At 39.2% G+C, this 21,032-nt stretch carries 21 protein-coding genes; all 21 read right to left on the minus strand.

Annotated elements, in window-relative coordinates; all coding sequences use genetic code 11:
- Positions 1–14 precede the first annotated feature (14 nt).
- Positions 15–1,349, minus strand: a complete 1,335-nt coding sequence (locus ACQRD1_RS07915) for an aspartate kinase (protein ID WP_235231477.1) — start codon at positions 1,347–1,349, stop codon at positions 15–17.
- 105 nt (positions 1,350–1,454) lie between these two features.
- Complete coding sequence (gene ybaK / locus ACQRD1_RS07920; RefSeq protein WP_235231478.1) at positions 1,455–1,937, minus strand: Cys-tRNA(Pro) deacylase; 483 nt, start codon at positions 1,935–1,937, stop codon at positions 1,455–1,457.
- Positions 1,930–2,682: a TIGR03936 family radical SAM-associated protein gene (locus ACQRD1_RS07925; RefSeq protein WP_235231479.1), complete on the minus strand. Its 753-nt coding sequence runs from the start codon at positions 2,680–2,682 to the stop codon at positions 1,930–1,932. Before ACQRD1_RS07925 ends, ybaK begins: the two co-directional genes overlap by 8 nt.
- A complete protein-coding gene (locus ACQRD1_RS07930) occupies positions 2,666–4,531 on the minus strand; it encodes a TIGR03960 family B12-binding radical SAM protein (protein ID WP_235231480.1) in 1,866 nt (621 codons plus the stop codon). Before ACQRD1_RS07930 ends, ACQRD1_RS07925 begins: the two co-directional genes overlap by 17 nt.
- A gap of 171 nt (positions 4,532–4,702) precedes the next feature.
- Entirely contained in the window at positions 4,703–6,025 is a 1,323-nt protein-coding gene (locus ACQRD1_RS07935; RefSeq protein WP_235231481.1) for a dicarboxylate/amino acid:cation symporter, read from the minus strand.
- A gap of 1 nt (position 6,026) precedes the next feature.
- On the minus strand, positions 6,027–6,869 hold the full coding sequence (gene rfbD, locus ACQRD1_RS07940) for a dTDP-4-dehydrorhamnose reductase (RefSeq protein ID WP_235231482.1): 843 nt from the start codon (positions 6,867–6,869) through the stop codon (positions 6,027–6,029).
- Between the two features lie 101 nt (positions 6,870–6,970).
- Entirely contained in the window at positions 6,971–7,240 is a 270-nt protein-coding gene (locus ACQRD1_RS07945; protein WP_328282581.1) for a hypothetical protein, read from the minus strand.
- 90 nt (positions 7,241–7,330) lie between these two features.
- Entirely contained in the window at positions 7,331–8,614 is a 1,284-nt protein-coding gene (hisIE, locus tag ACQRD1_RS07950) for a bifunctional phosphoribosyl-AMP cyclohydrolase/phosphoribosyl-ATP diphosphatase HisIE (protein WP_235231484.1), read from the minus strand.
- Between the two features lie 15 nt (positions 8,615–8,629).
- Complete coding sequence (gene hisB, locus ACQRD1_RS07955; RefSeq protein ID WP_235231485.1) at positions 8,630–9,217, minus strand: imidazoleglycerol-phosphate dehydratase HisB; 588 nt, start codon at positions 9,215–9,217, stop codon at positions 8,630–8,632.
- A gap of 29 nt (positions 9,218–9,246) precedes the next feature.
- The gene (hisD, locus tag ACQRD1_RS07960; RefSeq protein ID WP_235231486.1) at positions 9,247–10,536 is read right to left on the minus strand and encodes a histidinol dehydrogenase; all 1,290 of its coding nucleotides are present in this window, start codon (positions 10,534–10,536) and stop codon (positions 9,247–9,249) included.
- 24 nt (positions 10,537–10,560) lie between these two features.
- The gene (gene hisG / locus ACQRD1_RS07965; protein WP_235231487.1) at positions 10,561–11,202 is read right to left on the minus strand and encodes an ATP phosphoribosyltransferase; all 642 of its coding nucleotides are present in this window, start codon (positions 11,200–11,202) and stop codon (positions 10,561–10,563) included.
- A gap of 7 nt (positions 11,203–11,209) precedes the next feature.
- Positions 11,210–12,463 (minus strand): ATP phosphoribosyltransferase regulatory subunit, encoded by a 1,254-nt coding sequence (gene hisZ, locus ACQRD1_RS07970; RefSeq protein WP_235231488.1) that lies wholly within the window; start codon positions 12,461–12,463, stop codon positions 11,210–11,212.
- Between the two features lie 79 nt (positions 12,464–12,542).
- Positions 12,543–13,091 (minus strand): Holliday junction resolvase RecU, encoded by a 549-nt coding sequence (locus ACQRD1_RS07975; RefSeq protein ID WP_235231489.1) that lies wholly within the window; start codon positions 13,089–13,091, stop codon positions 12,543–12,545.
- Positions 13,049–14,053, minus strand: coding sequence for an RluA family pseudouridine synthase (locus ACQRD1_RS07980; RefSeq protein WP_235231490.1), 1,005 nt, complete (start codon positions 14,051–14,053; stop codon positions 13,049–13,051). Before ACQRD1_RS07980 ends, ACQRD1_RS07975 begins: the two co-directional genes overlap by 43 nt.
- A gap of 26 nt (positions 14,054–14,079) precedes the next feature.
- Positions 14,080–14,655 carry a hypothetical protein gene (locus ACQRD1_RS07985; protein WP_235231491.1) on the minus strand — a complete coding sequence of 192 codons (576 nt, stop codon included), beginning with the start codon at positions 14,653–14,655 and terminating at the stop codon, positions 14,080–14,082.
- A gap of 18 nt (positions 14,656–14,673) precedes the next feature.
- A complete protein-coding gene (locus tag ACQRD1_RS07990) occupies positions 14,674–15,453 on the minus strand; it encodes an SDR family NAD(P)-dependent oxidoreductase (RefSeq protein ID WP_235231492.1) in 780 nt (259 codons plus the stop codon).
- An 18-nt stretch (positions 15,454–15,471) separates the two neighbouring features.
- On the minus strand, positions 15,472–17,367 hold the full coding sequence (locus ACQRD1_RS07995; RefSeq protein WP_235231493.1) for a YgiQ family radical SAM protein: 1,896 nt from the start codon (positions 17,365–17,367) through the stop codon (positions 15,472–15,474).
- Between the two features lie 2 nt (positions 17,368–17,369).
- Entirely contained in the window at positions 17,370–18,038 is a 669-nt protein-coding gene (locus ACQRD1_RS08000; RefSeq protein ID WP_235231554.1) for an HAD family hydrolase, read from the minus strand.
- Between the two features lies 1 nt (position 18,039).
- Positions 18,040–18,756, minus strand: a complete 717-nt coding sequence (locus tag ACQRD1_RS08005) for a pseudouridine synthase (RefSeq protein ID WP_235231494.1) — start codon at positions 18,754–18,756, stop codon at positions 18,040–18,042.
- Positions 18,756–20,135: an RsmF rRNA methyltransferase first C-terminal domain-containing protein gene (locus ACQRD1_RS08010; protein ID WP_235231495.1), complete on the minus strand. Its 1,380-nt coding sequence runs from the start codon at positions 20,133–20,135 to the stop codon at positions 18,756–18,758. Before ACQRD1_RS08010 ends, ACQRD1_RS08005 begins: the two co-directional genes overlap by 1 nt.
- Positions 20,136–20,192: 57 nt before the next feature.
- Positions 20,193–20,906: a M23 family metallopeptidase gene (locus ACQRD1_RS08015; protein WP_235231496.1), complete on the minus strand. Its 714-nt coding sequence runs from the start codon at positions 20,904–20,906 to the stop codon at positions 20,193–20,195.
- Positions 20,907–21,032: the final 126 nt, after the last annotated feature.

A 21,032-nucleotide genomic window follows, 5' to 3' on the forward strand; every position in this document is an offset into this window, starting at 1 on the left:
CAAGTCTTTATAAGTTAAATCATTGTATTAACAAATATGTCATAAATCGCATTAATTGCAACACTGAAATCATGGTTTCTTACACCAATGATAATATTCAATTCACTGGACCCCTGATCAATCATTTTTACATTCACATTTGCATGTGCCAACGCAGAGAATATTCTTCCAGAGGTTCCCCTAGTCGCACGCATACCTCTTCCTACAACAGCAATCAAAGCAAGATCGGATTCTAACTCGAGAAAATCCGGCTCTACAGCTCTGTGAATACCCGCAATAACTTTCTGCTCTTTCTCTTCAAATTCATCCTGATGAACAAAAATTGTCATTGTGTCAATTCCAGAAGGCATATGCTCAATAGAGATATCATTTTCTTCAAAAACTTCCAACACTTTTTTACAGAATCCTACTTCCGAGTTCATCATTGCCTTTTCTACCGTAATAGAGGCAAAGTCTTTCTTACCGGCAACTCCTGTGATTACGAATCTTGGCTTTCTGCAAGTGTCTTCGACAATTAATGTTCCTTTATCCTCTGGTGCATTTGTATTACGTATATTAATAGGAATTCCTTCCTTTCGAACTGGGAAAATCGCATCTTCATGCAAAACAGATGCTCCCATATAAGACAATTCTCGCAATTCCCGATATGTAATCACATCGATCGATTTTGGATTCTTTACAACCCTCGGATCTGCAATCAGAAAACCTGATACATCTGTCCAGTTTTCATACATCTCTGCGTGAACAGCTTTTGCAACAATCGAACCTGTAACATCTGATCCGCCTCTTGAAAATGTTTTAATTCTTCCGTCTGGCATAGATCCATAGAAACCCGGAATAACAGCACGTTCTGTCTTGGCAAGTCTCGCAGAAAGAATTGCATCCGTTTTTTCACTGTCAAAATTGCCATCTTCATCAAATTTAATTACATCTGCAGCATCAATAAATTCATATCCCAAATATGCTGCCATAACGATACCATTTAAATATTCACCTCTTGATGCAGCATAATCTCTTCCGATCTTACGGCTGAAGTTGGTACGGATCGTCTTAAATTCATCGTCCAGACTAATCGACAGACCAAGGCCCTGGATAATCTCATCATAACGTGCCTTAATTGCCAATAGCTGCTTTTCTACTTCTTCTTCATATTCATCATGGTCTAAAATAGCAATCCCATAACAACTATATAACATATCCGTAACCTTTGTATCATCTGGCGTACGTTTTCCAGGTGCTGAAGGAACAACGTATTTTCTACTTTCTTCCTTCCGGATAATTCTGCCAACTTTTTTAAACTGCTCGGCACTTGCCAACGAACTTCCACCAAATTTTACAACCTTCTTCATCTTTTCTGTAATCCTCCAAACTGCTTTTTCTACTGGTTTTACTTATACTCTTTCCATATATTACATCATTTTCCAGACATCTGCAATGGACTATCTTCATGAAATTTAATACTGAACAACATCTGCAAATGTAGCATTTGATGCTTTTTGCAAATCAGCAGGTCTTAACTTAATCTGCATTCCAAGTTTTCCCCCACTTACATGCATATACTCTAATGCTTCTGCTGATTCCTGAATAACCGTTGGAAATTGCTTTTTCATACCAATTGCCGTACATCCTCCACGCACATAGCCTGTAACTTTTGTCAAATCCTTCAGATGAAGCATTTCCAAAGATTTTTCACCGACAACTTTAGCTGCTTTCTTAAAATCAATCTCTTCTTCAATCGGAATTACAAATACATAATGCTGTCCTGTCTTCCCCGTTGTCACCAGGGTCTTATATACAAGCGAATGATCATATCCCAATTTATCTGCCACCTGGATTCCATCTGTAAACTCATCACATTCATATTCCTCATATTCATAAGGAATCTTTTGACGATCTAACATACGCATTGCATTAGTCTTTACTTCTTTTTTACTCATAAGATTCAACTCCTAATATGATATCTGTTCCTAATGATTCCAGCGAAACAAAAGCCTCTTCTGATGAAGTATCCGAATTCTCAGCATATACTTCCAATCGATGAAAATGAAGCGGCACTTCTTCTGGATTCTCCCCAATATATGACAAAAAAGCTTCCATAACAAGATTCGGCTTCAGATTCTGTTCGCTTCCTGTAGCTAATAAAAGATATATATTATCTTCTGACACCTGCATTTTATAGATCATCGGTTTGATATCTACTTCTTTTTCACTACGTTTTGTTTTCTTCCATACAACAATTTGTGGTTGGGCCATAAAGGAATCAACCTTTTCTGACCAATCCTGCGGAACAGGTAGCATGACATCAGACGACTTAAAAGACTCCAAAAGTGTCACTTTATAATCGGCAGCATCAACAATAGTCATACCACTATATTTCTTATCATCCGGGATCTGTCGAAAGCTTACGATTTCAATCCCCTCTACCATAACCTGATTCATTCTGCGTACAGCCTCTTTTGAATCAATCGGTTCCTTTAATTCGATATCCAGATACTCACCATCACTGGTAATTCCTACACCCAGAGGCTGCGCAAAAGACATAATCATATGCGGGCTGTACCCGCCAGTGAAAGCGATAGGAATATCCGCCCGCCGCATAACCTTCTGAAAGAATCGCATAACATCCAGATGACCTATAAACTTCATAATCCCATATTTTCGAAATTTAATTCTTGCCTTCAAAACAGACACCTCCTCCGTATGTTGCCGCTCCACAACCAGAGCACTGGATCCTACAATTCGGTGTGGTTTCCCCCCTCATTGCACGTTCCCATTCTCTTCTCAAAAATGCTTTGGTTACTCCGATATCAATAAAATCCCATGGGAAGATCTCGGATTCATCGCGTTCTCTTAAGTTATAGAACCCTATATCAATTCCCGTATTTTCAAATGCTTTCATCCACTTTTCGTTATCAAAAGTCTCACTCCAGGAATCGTAGATACATCCTGACTGATAGGCTTCCAAGAGCACTTTACTGACTCTCCTGTCTCCACGGGCAAATACACCTTCCAATACTGTAACTTCCGCATCATGCCAGTGATACTTTAAGCTCTTACGGTTTAATTGCTCTTGAAATTCATGTTTTACAACTGCTGCTCTGGCAATGTATTCCTCATTCGTATACATTCTCGCCCATTGAAAAGGAGTAAAAGGCTTTGGAATAAAGAAAGAAGTACTTGTCGTTATCTGACACTTTCCATTACGTTGATCCTTAGGAATCTCATAATAACGTCTTGCAATCTTATCTGCAAGCCTTGGGATCTCTTTCATGTCCTCTTCTGTCTCCGTCGGAAGTCCCAACATGAAATAAAGCTTGACCTTATTCCATCCACCTTCAAATGCCTGTCCGGCACCATCCAGAATAATTTCTTCTGTAAGACCTTTGTTGATTACATCTCTCATACGCTGAGAGCCAGCCTCTGGCGCAAATGTCAGACTGCTCTTACGAATATCCTGAACCTTCCCCATTACATCCAGAGAAAATGCATCGATTCTAAGAGAAGGCAAAGAGATATTGATTCCCTGATCTTTAAATTCATCTATCAAAAAAGTAACGAGTTCTTTTAACTGACTATAATCACTGGAACTTAAAGAGCTTAATGATATCTCTTCATGTCCGGTATTTTTTAGCATATCGTATGCACATTGCTTGAGCATCTCAACATCACGTTCTCGTGTCGGGCGATACAACATACCAGCCTGACAAAACCGACAGCCCCGGATACATCCCCGCTGAATCTCTAATACCACTCTGTCCTGTGTCGCTTTAATGAATGGAACTACAGGAGCCTGTGGATAAAACGTTTCGGTCACATCTAATACCATCTGCTTGTGAATCTTCTCTTTTGCGTGTGAATTATTCGGAATAAATGAAGCAATCGTCCCATCCTCTTTATATTCTACATCATAAAATGCCGGGATATAGACACCTTCTATTTCCGCAGCTTTTTCGAGGTAGTTCTTTTTAGAGCCACCATTTTTCTTGTTTTCTTTATAAAGATCCATCAATTCATAATATACGGTCTCACCTTCACCGATATAGAACATATCAAAAAATTCGGCAAGCGGTTCTGGATTATAAGTACAAGGTCCTCCCCCAATTATAATCGGATCATCCTCCGTACGTTCACTGGATTTTAATGGAATCCCGCTAAGATCCAGTACCTGAAGAATGTTTGTATAACACATTTCATACTGAATCGTAATTCCCAGAAAATCAAATTCTTTGATTGGATCCTGTGATTCTAAGGCGAAAAGTGGGATATGCTCCTCTCGCATGATTTGATCCAGATCCATCCAGGGGGAATAGACTCGCTCACACCATATGTCCTCTCTTCGGTTAAACATATCATACAATATCTGTATTCCCAGATGAGACATTCCAATCTCATAGACGTCTGGGAAACACATCGCAAATCTAATATCTATGTTTTCTTTAGATTTCATCACGGAGTTTACTTCTCCTCCGATATAACGTGCTGGTTTTTCTATTTTCATTAAAATATCATCACTTAACGCCAGTTTTCTCACTAATTAACACCTCATTATCATAAAATTAACATAAACTCTGACCATCTATCTGCTCACTTCTTCAAATTGTACTATAACAAATCAGATATGTCAAAAACGATATTCGGTTTTTCATATATAAGCAAAGAAAAACGACCAACTATCATAGCTGATCGTTCCCTAATTATATTATTACTTTACATCGCTTCCCATTTCTTTCTGTTTTCTCGACTCTTTCCCAGAATTGTTAAATACTTCTCGATCTAAAGCTTTATTTTGATTAGCAACAATCGTTGTACATACTGCATCACCTGTAATGTTAACAGCAGTTCTGGTCATATCCAGAATACGGTCAATACCCATGATAAGACCGATTGCTTCTACCGGAAGTCCTACGGAGTTAAATACCATTGTCAGTGTAACAAGGCCAACACTTGGAACACCCGCTGTTCCAATAGATGCCAGAGTTGCAGTACCAATAACCGTTAGATAATCTGTCAAACTAAGATGAATCCCAAATGCCTGTGCCGCAAAAACAACTGCCACACCTTGCATAATTGCTGTTCCATCCATATTGATCGTAGCACCAAGAGGAATCGTGAATGAAGAAATCTTCTTAGACACACCCATCTTTTTGCTCAAAGTGTCAATGGACATTGGGATCGTCGCATTAGATGTTGCCGTTGAAAACGCAAATGCCATGACAGGGAAGAAATTCTTAATGAATATAATCGGATTCAGCCCGGTAAATACTTTCAATAGCGCCATATATACTACGAAACACTGAATTGCAAGAGCAATCAATACACCTATCATATATTTCGCCAGTGGAACAAATGCGCTGAAACCAATATTCGCAAAAGTTCTGGAAATCAGGCAAAACACCCCTATTGGTGCCAGACTCATGACCATCATAGTCATTTCCATCATAATATCATTGAACTGACTGAAGAAGTTACCGACGGTCTCTGTGCGCTCTCCTAATTTTGCAAGAATAATACCTACAATCAACGCAAACACAATAATCTGTAGCATATTTCCATTCGCAAGTGAATTGATCGGATTATCAGGAATAATATTCAATAATGTATCCGTAAGGCTTGTAGCTTCCATGCTCTGCACATCCGCCGCATTGGACTGAACCGCACTCATATCCAATCCAACACCTGGATTAATAATATTTCCAACAGAAAGTGCTACCGTAACAGCAAGGGCTGTTGTAAAGAGATAAAAAACCAAAGTACGCACACCGACAGTTCCTAATTTCTTCGTATCACCGATAGACATACTTCCACATACCAGAGAACAGAATACCAAAGGAACAACCAGCATCTTCATCAGACGAATGAAGCCTTGTCCAATTACATATAATATTCCTTCTACAATTATGTCATCTTTTATATGGCTGGATGGTACCATATAACATAATATAATTCCAAATATTGCTCCCAAGATCAACGAAATAAATATCTTCGTTGTAAGCCCTATCTTTTTCTTTTCTTTTGCTTTTTTCATATTACACCACCTCATTCATATATTCCTTTAATGAATCCTTCCAATCCGGCATCTCATAAACATCTATGATCCTAAGGATAAAATTATCAAGCACTGCATATGCCGGTCTGGCAGAAGAAAGATCAGATTCATTGGTAGGAACGGTTTTTAATTCTGCATTCTTACCTGCAAGTCTCAATATCTCCAGCGCAAATTCATATCGATTACATACACCTTTGCAAGTAGCATGATATGTTCCATATTCGTTGGTCTGAATCAGATATAGAATAATTCTTGCAAGATCCTTGGCACTTGTCGGAGAACCAAACTGATCTGATGCTACAGATAGTACCTTCCCTTCCTCAGCAGCTGCAAGGACTCTGGTCACAAAATTATTCCCTCTTCCATAGACCCAATTACTTCGAACAATAAAATGCTTGTGTGTGAACTCTTTTACATAATTCTCGCCAGCTCTTTTCGAACGCCCATACACAGTCTTGGGATTGGTGTCATCAAACTCACTATAAGGAGTCTTACTCAGTCCATCGAACACATCATCTGTGGACAGCTGTACCATCTTCGCACCCACCTTACGTGCCACGATACTCAAGTTTCTCGCACCCAGTGCATTGACTCTATATGCCAGTTCCGGTTCCCTCTCACACAGATCGACATCCGTAACTCCAGAACAGTTAATAATGACATCTGGACGATTGATCTCTCCGAAACTAAGTACTTCGTCTGTCTTAGTGATGTCCAATTCTTCTTTATCTGTGTTAAACACTTCCATTTCCAAAGGATCAATCACATCGTTAATTGCAGTTCCAAGCTGCCCGTTCGAACCTACAATCCATACTTTTAACATATAAAAACCTCCTCAACATACGAAAAGCGTTGATTTTACTATAATCAACGCTTTATCTTCTCATTACGAGTATTATATCAATTTCAATAAACAGTGTCAAGTTATAGGTTTTTCCATACTTCTGCCACATCCAGATCATAAGTAATTTCTTCCACAATGCGATCGCTGTCTACATTCAACACTTCCTTTTCCTGGGTCTTCATAGTTACAAACACCGCAAAAAGCATAAAACATAGAAATGCACGCAACCCAAGTGTCCCCCGTACAGGTATCTGGTCTTCTCCATATATTTCTCGATATGCCATTCCATAACGAGGATGAACGGCCGGTATTGATCTACGGTCACTATAAAGTTCCCTCGTCTGCTCCAATAATTGCCTTCTACGCTTTTCTGAATCATTCAAGAATATCACCCCGATAAACTATATGATTCAGAAATCCTTTCTATTCATCTTCAGACACTAGCGTTCAGCCAATTCTTTGATAATATCTTCCCAGGTAATTCCTTTTTCTACCATTAATACCATGGCATGGTAGAGGAAATCCGATAATTCATACTTTACCTCTTCCGGATTCGGATTCTTTGCCGCAATAACAACTTCTGTAGCTTCTTCTCCTACTTTCTTCAGAATCTTATCAATTCCTTTGTCAAACAGATAATTCGTATAAGAACCCTCTTTTGGATTCATTTTTCGGTCGACAATAGTAGCATATACCGACTCAAATACCTTTAACGGATTGGTCTCATCATAATCCGTTCCTGCAAGCGGCTGGAAAAAGCATGTTGGATTTCCTGTATGACACGCCACACCAACCTGATCTACCTTTGCAAGCAATGTATCATAATCGCAGTCAATTGTCAGAGACTTTACATACTGAAAATGTCCACTTGTCTCACCTTTGACCCAAAGCTGTTGTCTACTCCTGCTAAAATAGGTCATCTTACCTGTCTTAATCGTCTGATTAAACGCTTCTTCATTCATATAAGCCAGCATCAATACTTCCTGTGTTTTGTAGTGTTGAACAACCACAGGAAGTAAGCCCTGCTCATTGGTTTTAAATTGGGAAAATTCCATAATACTCTCAAAAGAAGTCATTGCAATATCTTCTTTTCCACATTTCGTCTTAAATGCATCAAAATCCATATCCGTCTGACTGACATATTTCCCGGACAGTCCTTTCACACCAGAACATTTCAGGATTTTGAATAACTCATCTTCTTCCATCGTATCCGTCACAATTACACATGGAACATCCGTTACATTAACAACAGAATTCAAGTCTAATCTATGCATAAATACAATTTCACTGCAGCATTCCTGAATAATGTGCTGATGTTTGAATAATGCATCAAAATCCTGCAAGGAAACTGCCAGTTTTTCCTTACCAAATCTCTTGGCAGCATCTTCCAGAAGCTTTCCACTTCCTTGCTTTGAAAAATTGACCATTGCTCGTTTTGCACCTGCATATAATATTTTCTTAATATCTTCCTGTCTCTTTACATTACCACCAGCTACCATTGGAATACGAATCACACGATTCATACGTTTCATCAAATCTATCGACTCATCATGTTCTTCATCCGATTCTGATAAATCAAATATCAATAATTCATCCGCTCCATTGTCACTATAACTCTTCGCAAGTGCAACAGCATCTTCTGAAATTACAGTATGGTCATCGAACCATTTTACAGCTTTTCCTCCCGCAATAAACAGGCAAGGAATCAATTTTTTAAAATTCATATCTATCTTCTCCTTTTATAGGCTTCCTTTTGTTGTCCATGCTTCCTGTATTCTCGGCTCATCCATCGTTGCCATGTCCAGAGCTTTTCCGAAACTTTTAAACAGTGCTTCTGCCTTGTGATGATTGTTCTCGCCATCTAAAATACGAAGATGAATATTCATCATGGCACTATAAGATACTGCATAAAAGAATTCCTTTATCATTTCAGTATCCATATCTCCAATGCAATCGACCGTAAATTCAGAATCAAATCTTAGATATGGTCTTCCCGACAAGTCTACGGCACACAATGCCAAGGTCTCGTCCATTGGAAGGATAAAATGACCATAACGCCTAATTCCGACTTTATCGCCAATTGCTTCCATTATTGCCTGTCCTAACACAATCCCAGTATCTTCAATAGTATGATGGCAGTCCACCTCGAGATCACCTTTTACCTTTACAGTTAAGTCAAATAATCCATGTCTGGCAAATCCATCCAGCATATGATTCAAAAAGCCAACCCCTGTATCAATATCTGTTTTTCCGGTGCCATCCAGATTGAATGTTATCATAATATCTGTTTCTTTTGTTTTTCTTGTACAACTGGCTGTCCGCTCCATATTACGCGCCTCCTATTTTATCTCTGTTCTTATTCAAAACGAACCTTGATGGAATTTGCATGCGCAGTTAATTGCTCTGCTTTTGCAAAATTCTCAATATCTTCATGGATCTCTTCCAGCGCTTCTCTTGAATATGCAATAATGCTTGATTTTTTGATAAAATCATCCACTGATAATGGAGAGAAAAATTTTGCAGTTCCATTCGTAGGAAGGACATGGTTTGGTCCAGCAAAATAATCTCCCAGAGGCTCACTGGAATATTCGCCTATAAAAATCGCTCCGGCATTGCGGATTTTTGTCATCACATCATAAGGATTCTTTGTCTGAATCTCCAAATGTTCTGACGCAATATCATTTGCAATCTCAATCACTTCTTCCATGGTATCTGCCACAAGGATATATCCATAATTATCCAAAGACTTCTGTATAATTTCTTTTCGGGATAATACTTTTACGAATTCATCCACTTCGTCCGATACCTTTTGTGCCAATTCTTCGCTTGTCGTTACCAGAATTGCAGATGCTAATTCATCATGTTCTGCCTGCGACAGCAGATCCGCTGCAACATATCTGGGATTGGCCGTATCATCTGCAATAACGAGAATCTCACTTGGTCCTGCAATGGCATCAATACTGACATGACCATAAACTGCTTTCTTCGCCAACGCTACATATATATTGCCAGGTCCCACAATCTTATCTACTTTTGGAATACTTTCCGTACCATAGGCTAATGCTCCGATTGCCTGCGCTCCTCCTACTTTGTAGATCGCATCTGCACCTGCCTCGCAGGCCGCAATCAGAGTATTCGGCGTAACTTTACCATCCCTTCCCGGAGGTGTCACCATAATAATTTCATCCACACCGGCTACCTTTGCCGGAACAATATTCATCAATACAGAAGACGGATACACAGCTTTCCCGCCCGGCACATACACGCCAACTCTATGTAATGGTGTTACCTTCTGTCCAAGCATCGTCCCATCTGGTTTACTGTCAAACCAACTGTATTGTCTCTGCTTCTCATGATAAGTCTTAATATTATGCAGTGCCTTTCGGATAATTTCGACCAATGCCGGATCTGCCAGATCATATGCCTCCTGAATCTCTTCTTCTGTAACCCGGATATTCTCAGCAGATATAATTGCTTGATCAAACTTCTTCGTATAATCAAAAAGTGCCTGGTCTTTTTCTGTTTTCACGCGTTCTAAGATCTCAGCGACTCCCTGTTCATACTGCCCATAATTATTAGGACTTCTCTTTAAAAGATCTTCCAAAAGATTCTGTCTCGTATCTTTATCCAAATGTTGTATTCTCATACAATCGCATCCTTTCTATATTATCTATATCTGTATCTGTGTACGAAGCTTTGTAAGAAGTGACTTAATTCTGTCGCTTTCCATACGCATGCTCACTGGATTCACGATCATTCTTGCAGACAGAGGACATACTTCTTCTAATACTTCCAGACCATTTTCCTTCAAGGTAGACCCAGTCTCAACAATATCTACAATTACTTCTGACAATCCTACAATCGGAGCAAGCTCAATAGAACCATTTAACTTAATGATTTCTACCGTCTGATGCTTGGTATTATAGAAATAGTCCTTAGCAATGTTCGGATATTTCGTCGCAACGCGAATCAACTCATGATGTTGAAGTAATGGTGCTGCATCCTTATAACCACAGACACACATTCTGCACTTTCCATATCCAAGATCAAGCACCTCGTGGACCTTACGCCCCTCCTCAAGGATGGTATCTTTTCCTACAACTCCGATATCAGCTGCACCATACTCTACATAAGTAGGAACATCAGGACCCTTTGCAAGAAAGAATCGAAGTTTTAATTCTTCGTTTGTAAAGATTAATTTTCTTGAATCTTTATCTTTCATTTCCTCACAGGTAATTCCAATCTTTTCAAATAATTCCAGTGTCTGTTTTGCCAGACGTCCTTTTCCCAAAGCAAATGTAAGGTATCTCATGTTGTCACTAACTCCTATCTGTACTATTCACAATCTTATGCTCACCAGTCACCAGATTAATCATGGTAATTTCCCCTGATTTCTTGATGTAAATCAGATTGCCGGCATAATATTCTTTTCCATATGCTACATAATCTTCTAATAGCTTTCCTTTGTCTTTCTTAATAAGTTCTGCATTCTTTGCCTTTCTTCGGAAATCTTTTGCGAGGGCAATAGCCTCTCTCTGTTTTCCTTCATCGTATACGATCATTGTATTCTTTCTGGTATATACAATGCGAATTTTCAGGCGAGTCAAAGCATTCATCAATTCATCCAGTACAATAGCAAAACCTATAGACGGAGATTGCTTGCCGAACTTTTCAATCAAATGATCATATCGTCCACCTTTTACAATCGCATCTCCTGTTCCGAATGTATATCCCCGGAAAATAATGCCTGTATAATATCCATACGTACCTGTCATACTCAAATCAAAGTTCACGAACTTTTCTACCCCGTATAGCTTTAATGTATCATAGATCTTTTCCAGGCGGCGAATTGCCATTACACCTTTTGAATTCGGTGCAATATTTTTAGCATGAACGAGAATATCTACGCCACCGACCAACTCGTTTAGTGCAGCGAACGCCTCTTTAGAACTTCTCTTCACCTGGATACTCTCAAGAAATTCTTCTACTCCAAAGTAATTACGATTATTGATCAATTCTCTGACACGCTCTTCTGCTTCTTCATCCAGGCAGGCATCTTCTATCAGGCTCTGAAAGAAGTCTACATTTCCCACATTTAACTGAAATTCTTTTAATCCTATCGTAAGCAGAGATTCAATGACCAGTGCAAGCATCTCAGCATCTGCCTCAACAGAATCATCTCCCATTAACTCAGCACCCATCTGAGTTGTCTCACGCAGACGGCCCTGATAATTAGAATGGTTTACAAACGTGTTTCCGGTATAACAAAGACGAATCGGCAATTCTTCTTCTTTGAATAAGGTTGCAACTGCACGTGCGATGGACGGAGTGATATCCGGACGCAGTGCAAGTGTATTCCCGTCTTTATCAAAAAACTTATATAAATCTTTGGATGGAATAGTACCAATCTCTTTTCCAAACACATCAAAATATTCAAATGTCGGTGGCTGGATATCATGGTATCCGTAGAGGTGAAATACCTTTTTAAGACGTCCTTCCAGCGCAAGTCTTTTTCCACATTCTACATTGTATATATCTCTGACTCCTTCCGGAGTATGCAATACTTTTTTCATATTTCCTCCAAAATCATTGTAATCTTTCCACTTTAACATGCTACCACGTTAAAAACCTTATTGAATTATAAGCATTTTCCTACTCTTTGTCAAGTTCCTCTCTCAGTTCCAAATCTAAGTTTATTGCGTCGAGATAAGGGACGTAACATCCATGATGAAATTCCATAAAAAACCGGTCATCCAACTCTTCCAAGCGAAAACTTTTTCTGCCGCCTTCTTTTGCCCTCTTCCAGAACACCAACAATTCTTCAAGGCGCATATAATATAAAATATTTTTCGCTGAATAATAGATTAATATAAAAGCAATTCCATCCTGTTTTTCAAAATTAATCATGAACTGAATCTGATGCTCATGAATATTCTGCAGTGGAAATGTATCCGCCACACATTCCTTTGCGTCAAAACACACAGGGATGCCTTGAACTGCTCCAATATAATCAATCGTACTTCTCTGATCAAAATATGCCAACGTAATATGACGATGTTCCTTATCCATTTTTACCGGCGTAATTGGTGTCGGAATCTTCTGCATCAACGCCAGTCCTTTTTCCAGATACCATTCATTGGTCCGATTGACCATCTCTTCTAATGTTGAACCTCTAAGGCCTCTTGAGTTCCATGTTGCCATGCTGTCTCCTTTATTACTTTCCAAAATTCTGTCGGTACTTTCGCTGTATAAGTTTTTCTCGAAACATCTTCAAACGGAGATGTCAGCTCTGGAAATTCAAGCTGATATGCATGCAGCAGCTGAGATGTAACCTTATACTTTTTCCGAAAAGAATCATTCCAGACACAATCTCCATACTTGTAATCTCCCAAAAGTGGGTGTCCTTCAGATGCAAGATGAGCACGGATCTGATGAGTTTTTCCGGTAATCAGATGAACACGCAGCAATGTCATCGAATCATTCCAGGCAATCGGAACATATTCTGTCTCAATCGGAACATCACCAGACTTACTTACCGTTACTTTATTCGTTCTCTCATCTTTTTGAATATATCCATAAATATGCCTGGGCTTTAGAATTCTTCCTTTTACAATGCACAGATAATACTTTTTCAATGTTCTTTCTTTCAAAAGATGTCCTATGGTCTGTAGACAAATGAGTGTCTTTCCAGCCACAATCAATCCGCTGGTATTGCGATCCAGTCGATTACAAATAGAAGGCCTGAATGTCTTCAGATCCTCTTCGCTGATTTCTTTCTTATTAATAAGATATGATATCACATATTCTACTACAGAAACATCACTCTTTTCAGCCCTTTGTGACAACATACCAGAAGGCTTATTGATTAGCAGTATCTGTTTGTCTTCATATACAATATCCAAAGGAACAGATTCTATTCTATTGACAGAAGAATTTTGGACTGGAGAAGAAAACTTTTGAATTGTTTCATCAGCCAAAAATAACTTCACACTGTCTCCAACAGACAATTTTTCATTTCCCGTTGCTTTCTTACCATTCAGCACAATATTTTTCTTTCGAAGCATCTTATATATGAAACTGCCTGGTGCCTCACTTAAGTATTTTTTCAATAGTTTATCCAGTCTTTGTCCAGCTTCATTAGGTTTTATTACAATCTCTTTCATAGTAGTCCTTTTTAGAAACACTTACATTACATAGAAATATTTAAGATAATATTCTTAATTTCTCGTTCTTTCTTCCTTGAGTTCGGCTGATCGACCGCCGCAATATTATTCATTCCCTCTGCCCGCGATAAAAACGCAACATAATCATGAAATATTTTCACCGTCATCTTATCATATCGATGATTCTTTAAAATATTTTTGATATGCTTTGCAAGTGCTGTTTCATCCGTCTTAGGGCTACTCGTGTAACCACATACTATATGGTCTGAGATTACGATTGCATCAACCGGCATTACTTTTTCACTGCTTGTGATGACCATATCATAAACTTGTGTGAGAAGATTAGCTTTCTCATGAATTTCCTGATATTTTTCCGGTTCAATACTCTTATGCGGTGCCATTGTAATAAACTCAACTAACATCTTTGCTGCCGGAAGGCAGCCTACAACCGCAATTACCGTAAATAAATTCAAACGTGTTTTTGTCTGTACATATCCAAGTACAAAAATTGCAATTACAATTCCAAATTCTAGAATAGACCAAATCAGATATTTTGTTTTTTGTGCTTTGATATATCCCGGATGCCCTTTTTCAATTTTCATCTTTTGGTACACTCCCTGCTATATTTCACTTATTTTGTTTGCAGCTCCCATAATATCAGTTATCCATGTATATGGCAGCAGTTTCGTCAATCCCCTTGCGCTCTTCATTGCGTATCCATAGACAGATACAGGTTTTTTCCTCACGGAATCCGTGAGTGCAAGTTTTACCACTTCTTTAGAAGACACTTTCACAGATGATTTAAAGGAATTTGGCAAAGATCCTGAGCGTTCAAAAAATTCTGTATCAACAGGTCCCGGACATACGGCTGTTACAAAAATGCCCCTACTTTTCAGTTCCGTTCTCAACGCCAGCGACAAACTGTACACATACGATTTCGAAGCCGCATAAACAGCAAATCCAGGCTGCGGAGCAAAAGCAGCCGCAGATGCGATATTAAGAATTCTGCTTCCCTTCGAAAAATAGGGCAGACAGATTTGGATCATTTTTGTCAACGCTTTACAATTCAAATCAATCATTCCACTTTGTTCTTTTATATCAACCTTGGCAAAGCTTCCCATCTTACCATATCCTGCCGCATTCACAAGCATACGGATATCTGCCTGATGGCGGTCCAATTCTCTTTCCACTCGTTCAAATATATATTCTCTTTGAAGATCGCCGTCAAATGTTCTGACTGGAAACGTCAATTGTTCCTGAAGCTCTTTTAAACGTTCGGTTCTCCTAGCTACTACCCATAATTCATCCAGATTCTTATATAATCTCGAAATCTGGCAGGCAAACTCTCTTCCCATTCCAGAGGAGGCGCCTGTTATAATTGCGATTCTCACTGCAATCATCTCCTTGTATCTCTGTTATTATTTTGTTTTCTTTTTGTGAACATTGCGAATTGCTTTTTTCTTTTTCGGCTTGCCTTTTTGATTCCTGTCATTCTTTTGATTCGGAATAAAATCAGAATGTCTTGGACGTATCAGGCAATGCTTGTCATACCCGACCAGATCCATTCTTCCTGCTTTTTTCAAAGCTTCCAGTACCAAATCATAATTCTTTGGATTACGATACTGAATAAGGGCTCTCTGCATCGCCTTTTCATGAGGATTTTTCGGCACGTAGACAGGTTTCATATCTCGTGGATCCACGCCCGTATAATACATACATGTAGATATCGTCGACGGAGTCGGATAAAAATCCTGCACCTGTTCTGGCATATACCCAAGATCTCTCAGATATTCTGCTAATTCAATTGCTTCCTTCATCGTTGAACCCGGATGCGAAGACATCAGATACGGCACCAGATACTGTTCTTTGTGAATTTCTTGATTAATCTTTTTATATTTTTTTACAAAAGCCTGATAAACGCTGTTTTCAGGTTTTCCCATCTTCTGAAGAACTGCATCCGACACATGTTCCGGTGCAACTTTTAACTGTCCACTTACATGAAATTCACACAATTCTCGAAAAAATGTATCATCTTTATCTGCCATCACATAATCAAATCGAATTCCCGAACGAATAAATACTTTTTTAACATTTGGCAGTTCTCTTAATTTTCTTAGTAATTGAATATAATCCTGATGATCCGCTTTCAGGTTCCGACATGGACGTGGGAACAAGCACTGCTTTTCCTTACATACTCCTCGAGTCAACTGCTTTTCACAAGAAGGATATCGAAAGTTCGCTGTAGGTCCCCCTACATCGTGTATATAGCCTTTAAAATCCTTATCCCAGATAAACTGTCTCGCTTCAGCCAGCAGTGATTCGTGACTCCTTGTCTGCAGAATTCTTCCCTGATGAAAGGTCAATGCACAGAAATTGCAGCCGCCAAAGCATCCACGATTGCTGATTAGGCTAAACTTCACTTCTGAGATTGCCGGAACCCCTCCCATCGCTTCGTAAGAGGGATGGTAAGTACGCATATAGGGGTAACTGTAAATTCTGTCCATTTCTGCCTGGCTCAATGGTCTGGCCGGCGGATTCTGAACCACATAGAGATGCTCTTCATAAGGCTCTACCAGACGTTTTCCCACGAAAGGATCCGTATTACAATACTGTGTATAAAAACTTCGGGCATAGTTCAGCTTGTCCGCTTTTAAATCTTCAAAACAAGGAAGTGTAATCGCATCATATACACTATCCAGATTCTTAGCTTTATAAACAGTTCCTGGAATAAATGTAATATCTTTGACATCAATTCCACTATCCAACGCCTCAGCAATCTCTACAATAGATCGTTCTCCCATTCCATAAGACACCAAGTCCGCACCCGAATCCAAAAGCACCGACCTTTTTAAGCGATCAGACCAGTAGTCATAATGTGCCAGACGTCTTAAGCTTGCTTCAATTCCTCCCAAAATAATCGGTGTCTTCTTATATACCTGGCGAATCAGATTACTATAAACAACCGCAGCATAATCGGGCCTCTTTCCCATAACGCCGCCAGGGGTAAATGCATCTGTTTTTCTACGTTTCTTGGATACCGAATAATGATTCACCATAGAATCCATATTACCGGCAGAAACAAGGAATCCTAATCTAGGCTCACCATATTCCATAATGCTGGATTTATCCTTCCAATCCGGCTGAGCAATGATTCCTATCTTGAATCCATGTGCCTCCAGAACACGTGTAATAATTGCATGGCCAAACGATGGATGATCCACATATGCATCTCCAGATACATAGACGAAATCTACCTGCTTCCAGCCACGAGCTTCCATATCCTGTCTGCAAATAGGCAAAAAACCTTTTTCCATTCTTAAAGCACCTCATAAGTTTCTTTTTTTATTTCATCAAAACTAAATATATAATAATCTGCAAGTTCTCGTTTTTTTGCTTCTTGTGGTCTTGAAAAATCATCATCCACAGCGCATACTTTCATCCCAGCATTTTTTCCTGCCAGAATTCCCATTGGAACATCTTCAAAGACCAGGCACCGCTTTGGATCTACACCTAATTCCTGAGCAACCCTAAGGTATACATCGGGAGATGGCTTCCCGGCTGAAACTTCACAGGCACTTCGAACCACATCAAACAGTTCTGCCACATTCAAAGCTTCCAGTGTATCATCTGCAAGCCCTTTATCATTACTCGTGGCAATGCCAATTTTTTTCCCAAGGTTTCGCATCTCCAGAATAAATTCATAGACACCTTCTTTCAGAAATACTTGTGTCATATATTTATCATGCGCCATATCCATCCATTCATCCATAACCTGCTCTCGTGTACAATTCAGCTGTGGGTATGTATCCAGAAAAAACTGGGCCACTTCAATATAACTCTTTCCTTCCATGTCTTCATGGAAATTTTCAGGCTTTGTCAAATGATATTTTGCCAGATAATCATCATCAATAGATGGCCAGATCCACATAGAATCTACCAATGTTCCATCTAAATCAAATATAATTGCATCAACATCTCTAAGCATCTTAGTAGGCAATCTCTTCCAACTCCTTCTCCGTAAGCGGCCGATATTCTCCTGGTTTTAGGTTTTCATCTAGCTGAAGCCGTCCCATACTTTCTCGTCTAAGATAGATAACCTCTTTTCCCACAGCTTGAAACATACGCTTCACCTGATGGTACTTACCTTCCTGTATCGTTAATAATATCTCCGATTCTTCGCCACTTTTCAGTATTTCCAATTTTCCCGGTCTTGTCCACTCTTCTTTTTCACAAGTTCCGATATTCACTCCTCTGGCAAACGCCTCTACATCATCCAGTGTCACTTTCCCCGAAACTTTCGCGAAATAGATTTTATCTACATGTTTTTTAGGAGACAACAAACGATGAGATAACTGCCCATCATTCGTGATCAGCATCAGTCCCTCTGTATCTTTATCCAATCTTCCAACAGGGAAAAGATCCTTTCTCTTTTTTCCCCGAATCAGTTCAACGACCGTCTTATCCTTCCCATCTTCAGTCGCAGAGATGACCCCAGCCGGTTTATTCAACATATAGTATTCGAAAACAGCATAGGAAATTTCTTCTTTTTCAAGGGTAACACAGTCTTTTGTTTCATCCACTTTTAATTCCGGCGATTTTATAGTGTTCCCATTTACAGCCACTCTTCCCTGACGAATATATTTTTTTACTTCCTGGCGTGTCCCGACCCCCATATCCGCCATATACTTATCCAAACGAATCATCAACACAGCCTCCATCCCGGCAAATATTTATTTTTAAGAGTTCCATTTGTAAGCTTTCCCCATCCAAGCGGATAACCATCCACACATACAAGCTGCCATCCCTTTTTACTGGTTCCCGTCAGATCTTCGACGTCCACTGTTTCTCCCTTTAAATACCTCGCAACTCTGCAATCTTGCGCCGCCAGATCAATGCAATGCGCATACTCTTCTTTTTTCAGGCACATAGCAAAAGCCTGACTTGGTTCAAAACGATTTTTTTTCAACTCCCCGAGCAACAATCCTGTTCGTAAAAAACGAATTCCTCGAACATCCGGAAGATCTTCCGGCATATAGTAGATTCGTTCTCCATGAATATCCAGGCGTGAGCTATCCAACTCCCAAAAGACATCTTTCATAAACTTTTCCAGATCCTCAGGAATTCTTTTGGCATTCTTCTTTTTTAATTTTAATTCTTTTTCCCGCAATGAGTCTCCCCTTTGCAAAAGAGCTACATAATGTCCCTCACCTTTCATTTTGTGAGGAAAAATTCGCACAGTTCTTTTAATATCTTCTATCTTTCCTTCTGTAAACTGTGGCATTCCCTGGCAGAATCCTTCGTATGGTAAAACATCCAAAATCCGAAACTCTGGATATTTTTCAAGCAACTGTTCAATAATTCTTTCATTCTCACGGCTATCGAACGTACAGGTCGAATAGAGCATCATTCCCCCTGGTTTTAGCATTCTTGCAGCCTGAAGGATAATACTTTTCTGAATATTACTAAAGAATTCTGGTCCATGTTCTTCCCAGGCTTTTACCATTTTTTTATCCTTGCGGAACATTCCTTCTCCAGAACACGGAGCATCTATAAGGATTTTATCAAAATATTCTACGAAATAATCTTCCAGCCTTCCCGGTTCCTCGCTCAATACCAATACATTTCCAATTCCAAAAACTTCAATATTTTTCAAAAGGCCTTTCGCTCTGGAGCTACTGATATCATTCGCGACAAGTACTCCTTGTCCCTGAAGCTTTGCTCCTAATTCTGTAGCCTTGCCTCCAGGTGCTGCACAGACATCCAAAACTCTGTCCCCTGGCTCAACAGGGAGCCGATTGGCCGGTGTCATTGCACTTGGCTCTTGCAGATAATATAATCCAGCAAAATAATACGGATGCTTGGCAGGAGATATCCGGTCCCCGTCATAATAAAATCCATTCTCTATCCACGGAATCGGTGTAATCTCAAACGGACATATTTTTTGAAATTCTTCTACAGAGATCTTTCCCGTATTGACACGAAGACCATAGTATCTTGGCTCATCATAGCAGGCAATATATTCATCAAACTCTTCACCCAAGAGTTCTTTCATCTTTTCTTCAAACACACTAGGCAGATTCATTATTCTTCCTCCATATTTACATACATAGTTTAGTATAACATATTCTTTCGTATAACTCTAGAAATAAGCATACTTTAATTTCTTATTTTCCAAAGAACGCAAAACGTAATATGGATTCACACTAATCTCTTCCCCGTCCTTATATGAATAGATTCCTACATGAAGATGTACAGCGAATTTGCCTTTTGTACCTTCCGGGCCATATCCAGAATCTCCCATATATCCCAACAGTTCCCCTGCTATCACTTGTTCTCCTTCTGAAATCCCGGCATAAGAGTCCAGGTGGGCGTAGTAATAATAAGTACCACTCTCTGATGTTATGCCAATTCGATATCCTCCTTTTTCAAGCCATCCCAAGTTTGTGACAGTTCCATCCGTCATACTCACTACTGGATAGATTCCCCTTTCATTGATCGATGCCATAATATCGGTCCCTTCATGTCCAGTTGTTCCTTTGTATTTACGCTCCATCATCCAGCTGTCTGTATAGGATGTTTTCAGTGACTTATCCACAGTCGATTCGGGAATTGGAAAATAACTCACTTCTTTTTCCACATTTTGGAGTAATGTTATACACTCATCCGATAAAAGCTCTTCTTTTTCTCTCATAGATGACGAAAAAAAATCCCTTCGATATTCTGTATCTTTGATTGTTTTCTTTTGTAGACCATAATACTTTCCCATTTCCATAAGACGACCTGTTTCCAACACAGTAAAAAGAGAGAGCAAAAACAATAGAACTATAATTTTTCGTGTTTTTTTCTTTTTCATAAAAAAACTCTTTTTAATCACTATATGAACAGGACCAGTCCCCTATTCACCAGGGAACCGGTCCTATAAAATTTTAAAATATAAAAATCTTTTATTTACAGTTTTTGAGAATTCATTATTCCTTAT

Source organism: Bariatricus sp. SGI.019 (assembly GCF_050315235.1).
In the GTDB taxonomy this organism is placed as follows: Bacteria; Bacillota; Clostridia; order Lachnospirales; family Lachnospiraceae; genus JAFBIX01.

Coding starts and splice junctions, on each gene's coding strand:
- ACQRD1_RS07915 (WP_235231477.1), bottom strand. CDS start 1,349: ATGAAGAAGGTTGTAAAATTTGGTGGAAGTTCGTTGGCAAGTGCCGAG.
- ybaK (WP_235231478.1), bottom strand. CDS start 1,937: ATGAGTAAAAAAGAAGTAAAGACTAATGCAATGCGTATGTTAGATCGT.
- ACQRD1_RS07935 (WP_235231481.1), bottom strand. CDS start 6,025: ATGAAAAAAGCAAAAGAAAAGAAAAAGATAGGGCTTACAACGAAGATA.
- rfbD (WP_235231482.1), bottom strand. CDS start 6,869: ATGTTAAAAGTATGGATTGTAGGTTCGAACGGGCAGCTTGGAACTGCA.
- hisIE (WP_235231484.1), bottom strand. CDS start 8,614: ATGAATTTTAAAAAATTGATTCCTTGCCTGTTTATTGCGGGAGGAAAA.
- hisB (WP_235231485.1), bottom strand. CDS start 9,217: ATGGAGCGGACAGCCAGTTGTACAAGAAAAACAAAAGAAACAGATATT.
- hisD (WP_235231486.1), bottom strand. CDS start 10,536: ATGAGAATACAACATTTGGATAAAGATACGAGACAGAATCTTTTGGAA.
- hisG (WP_235231487.1), bottom strand. CDS start 11,202: ATGAGATACCTTACATTTGCTTTGGGAAAAGGACGTCTGGCAAAACAG.
- hisZ (WP_235231488.1), bottom strand. CDS start 12,463: ATGAAAAAAGTATTGCATACTCCGGAAGGAGTCAGAGATATATACAAT.
- ACQRD1_RS07975 (WP_235231489.1), bottom strand. CDS start 13,091: ATGGCAACATGGAACTCAAGAGGCCTTAGAGGTTCAACATTAGAAGAG.
- ACQRD1_RS07980 (WP_235231490.1), bottom strand. CDS start 14,053: ATGAAAGAGATTGTAATAAAACCTAATGAAGCTGGACAAAGACTGGAT.
- ACQRD1_RS07985 (WP_235231491.1), bottom strand. CDS start 14,655: ATGAAAATTGAAAAAGGGCATCCGGGATATATCAAAGCACAAAAAACA.
- ACQRD1_RS07990 (WP_235231492.1), bottom strand. CDS start 15,453: ATGATTGCAGTGAGAATCGCAATTATAACAGGCGCCTCCTCTGGAATG.
- ACQRD1_RS07995 (WP_235231493.1), bottom strand. CDS start 17,367: ATGGAAAAAGGTTTTTTGCCTATTTGCAGACAGGATATGGAAGCTCGT.
- ACQRD1_RS08000 (WP_235231554.1), bottom strand. CDS start 18,038: ATGCTTAGAGATGTTGATGCAATTATATTTGATTTAGATGGAACATTG.
- ACQRD1_RS08005 (WP_235231494.1), bottom strand. CDS start 18,756: ATGATTCGTTTGGATAAGTATATGGCGGATATGGGGGTCGGGACACGC.
- ACQRD1_RS08010 (WP_235231495.1), bottom strand. CDS start 20,135: ATGAATCTGCCTAGTGTGTTTGAAGAAAAGATGAAAGAACTCTTGGGT.
- ACQRD1_RS08015 (WP_235231496.1), bottom strand. CDS start 20,906: ATGAAAAAGAAAAAAACACGAAAAATTATAGTTCTATTGTTTTTGCTC.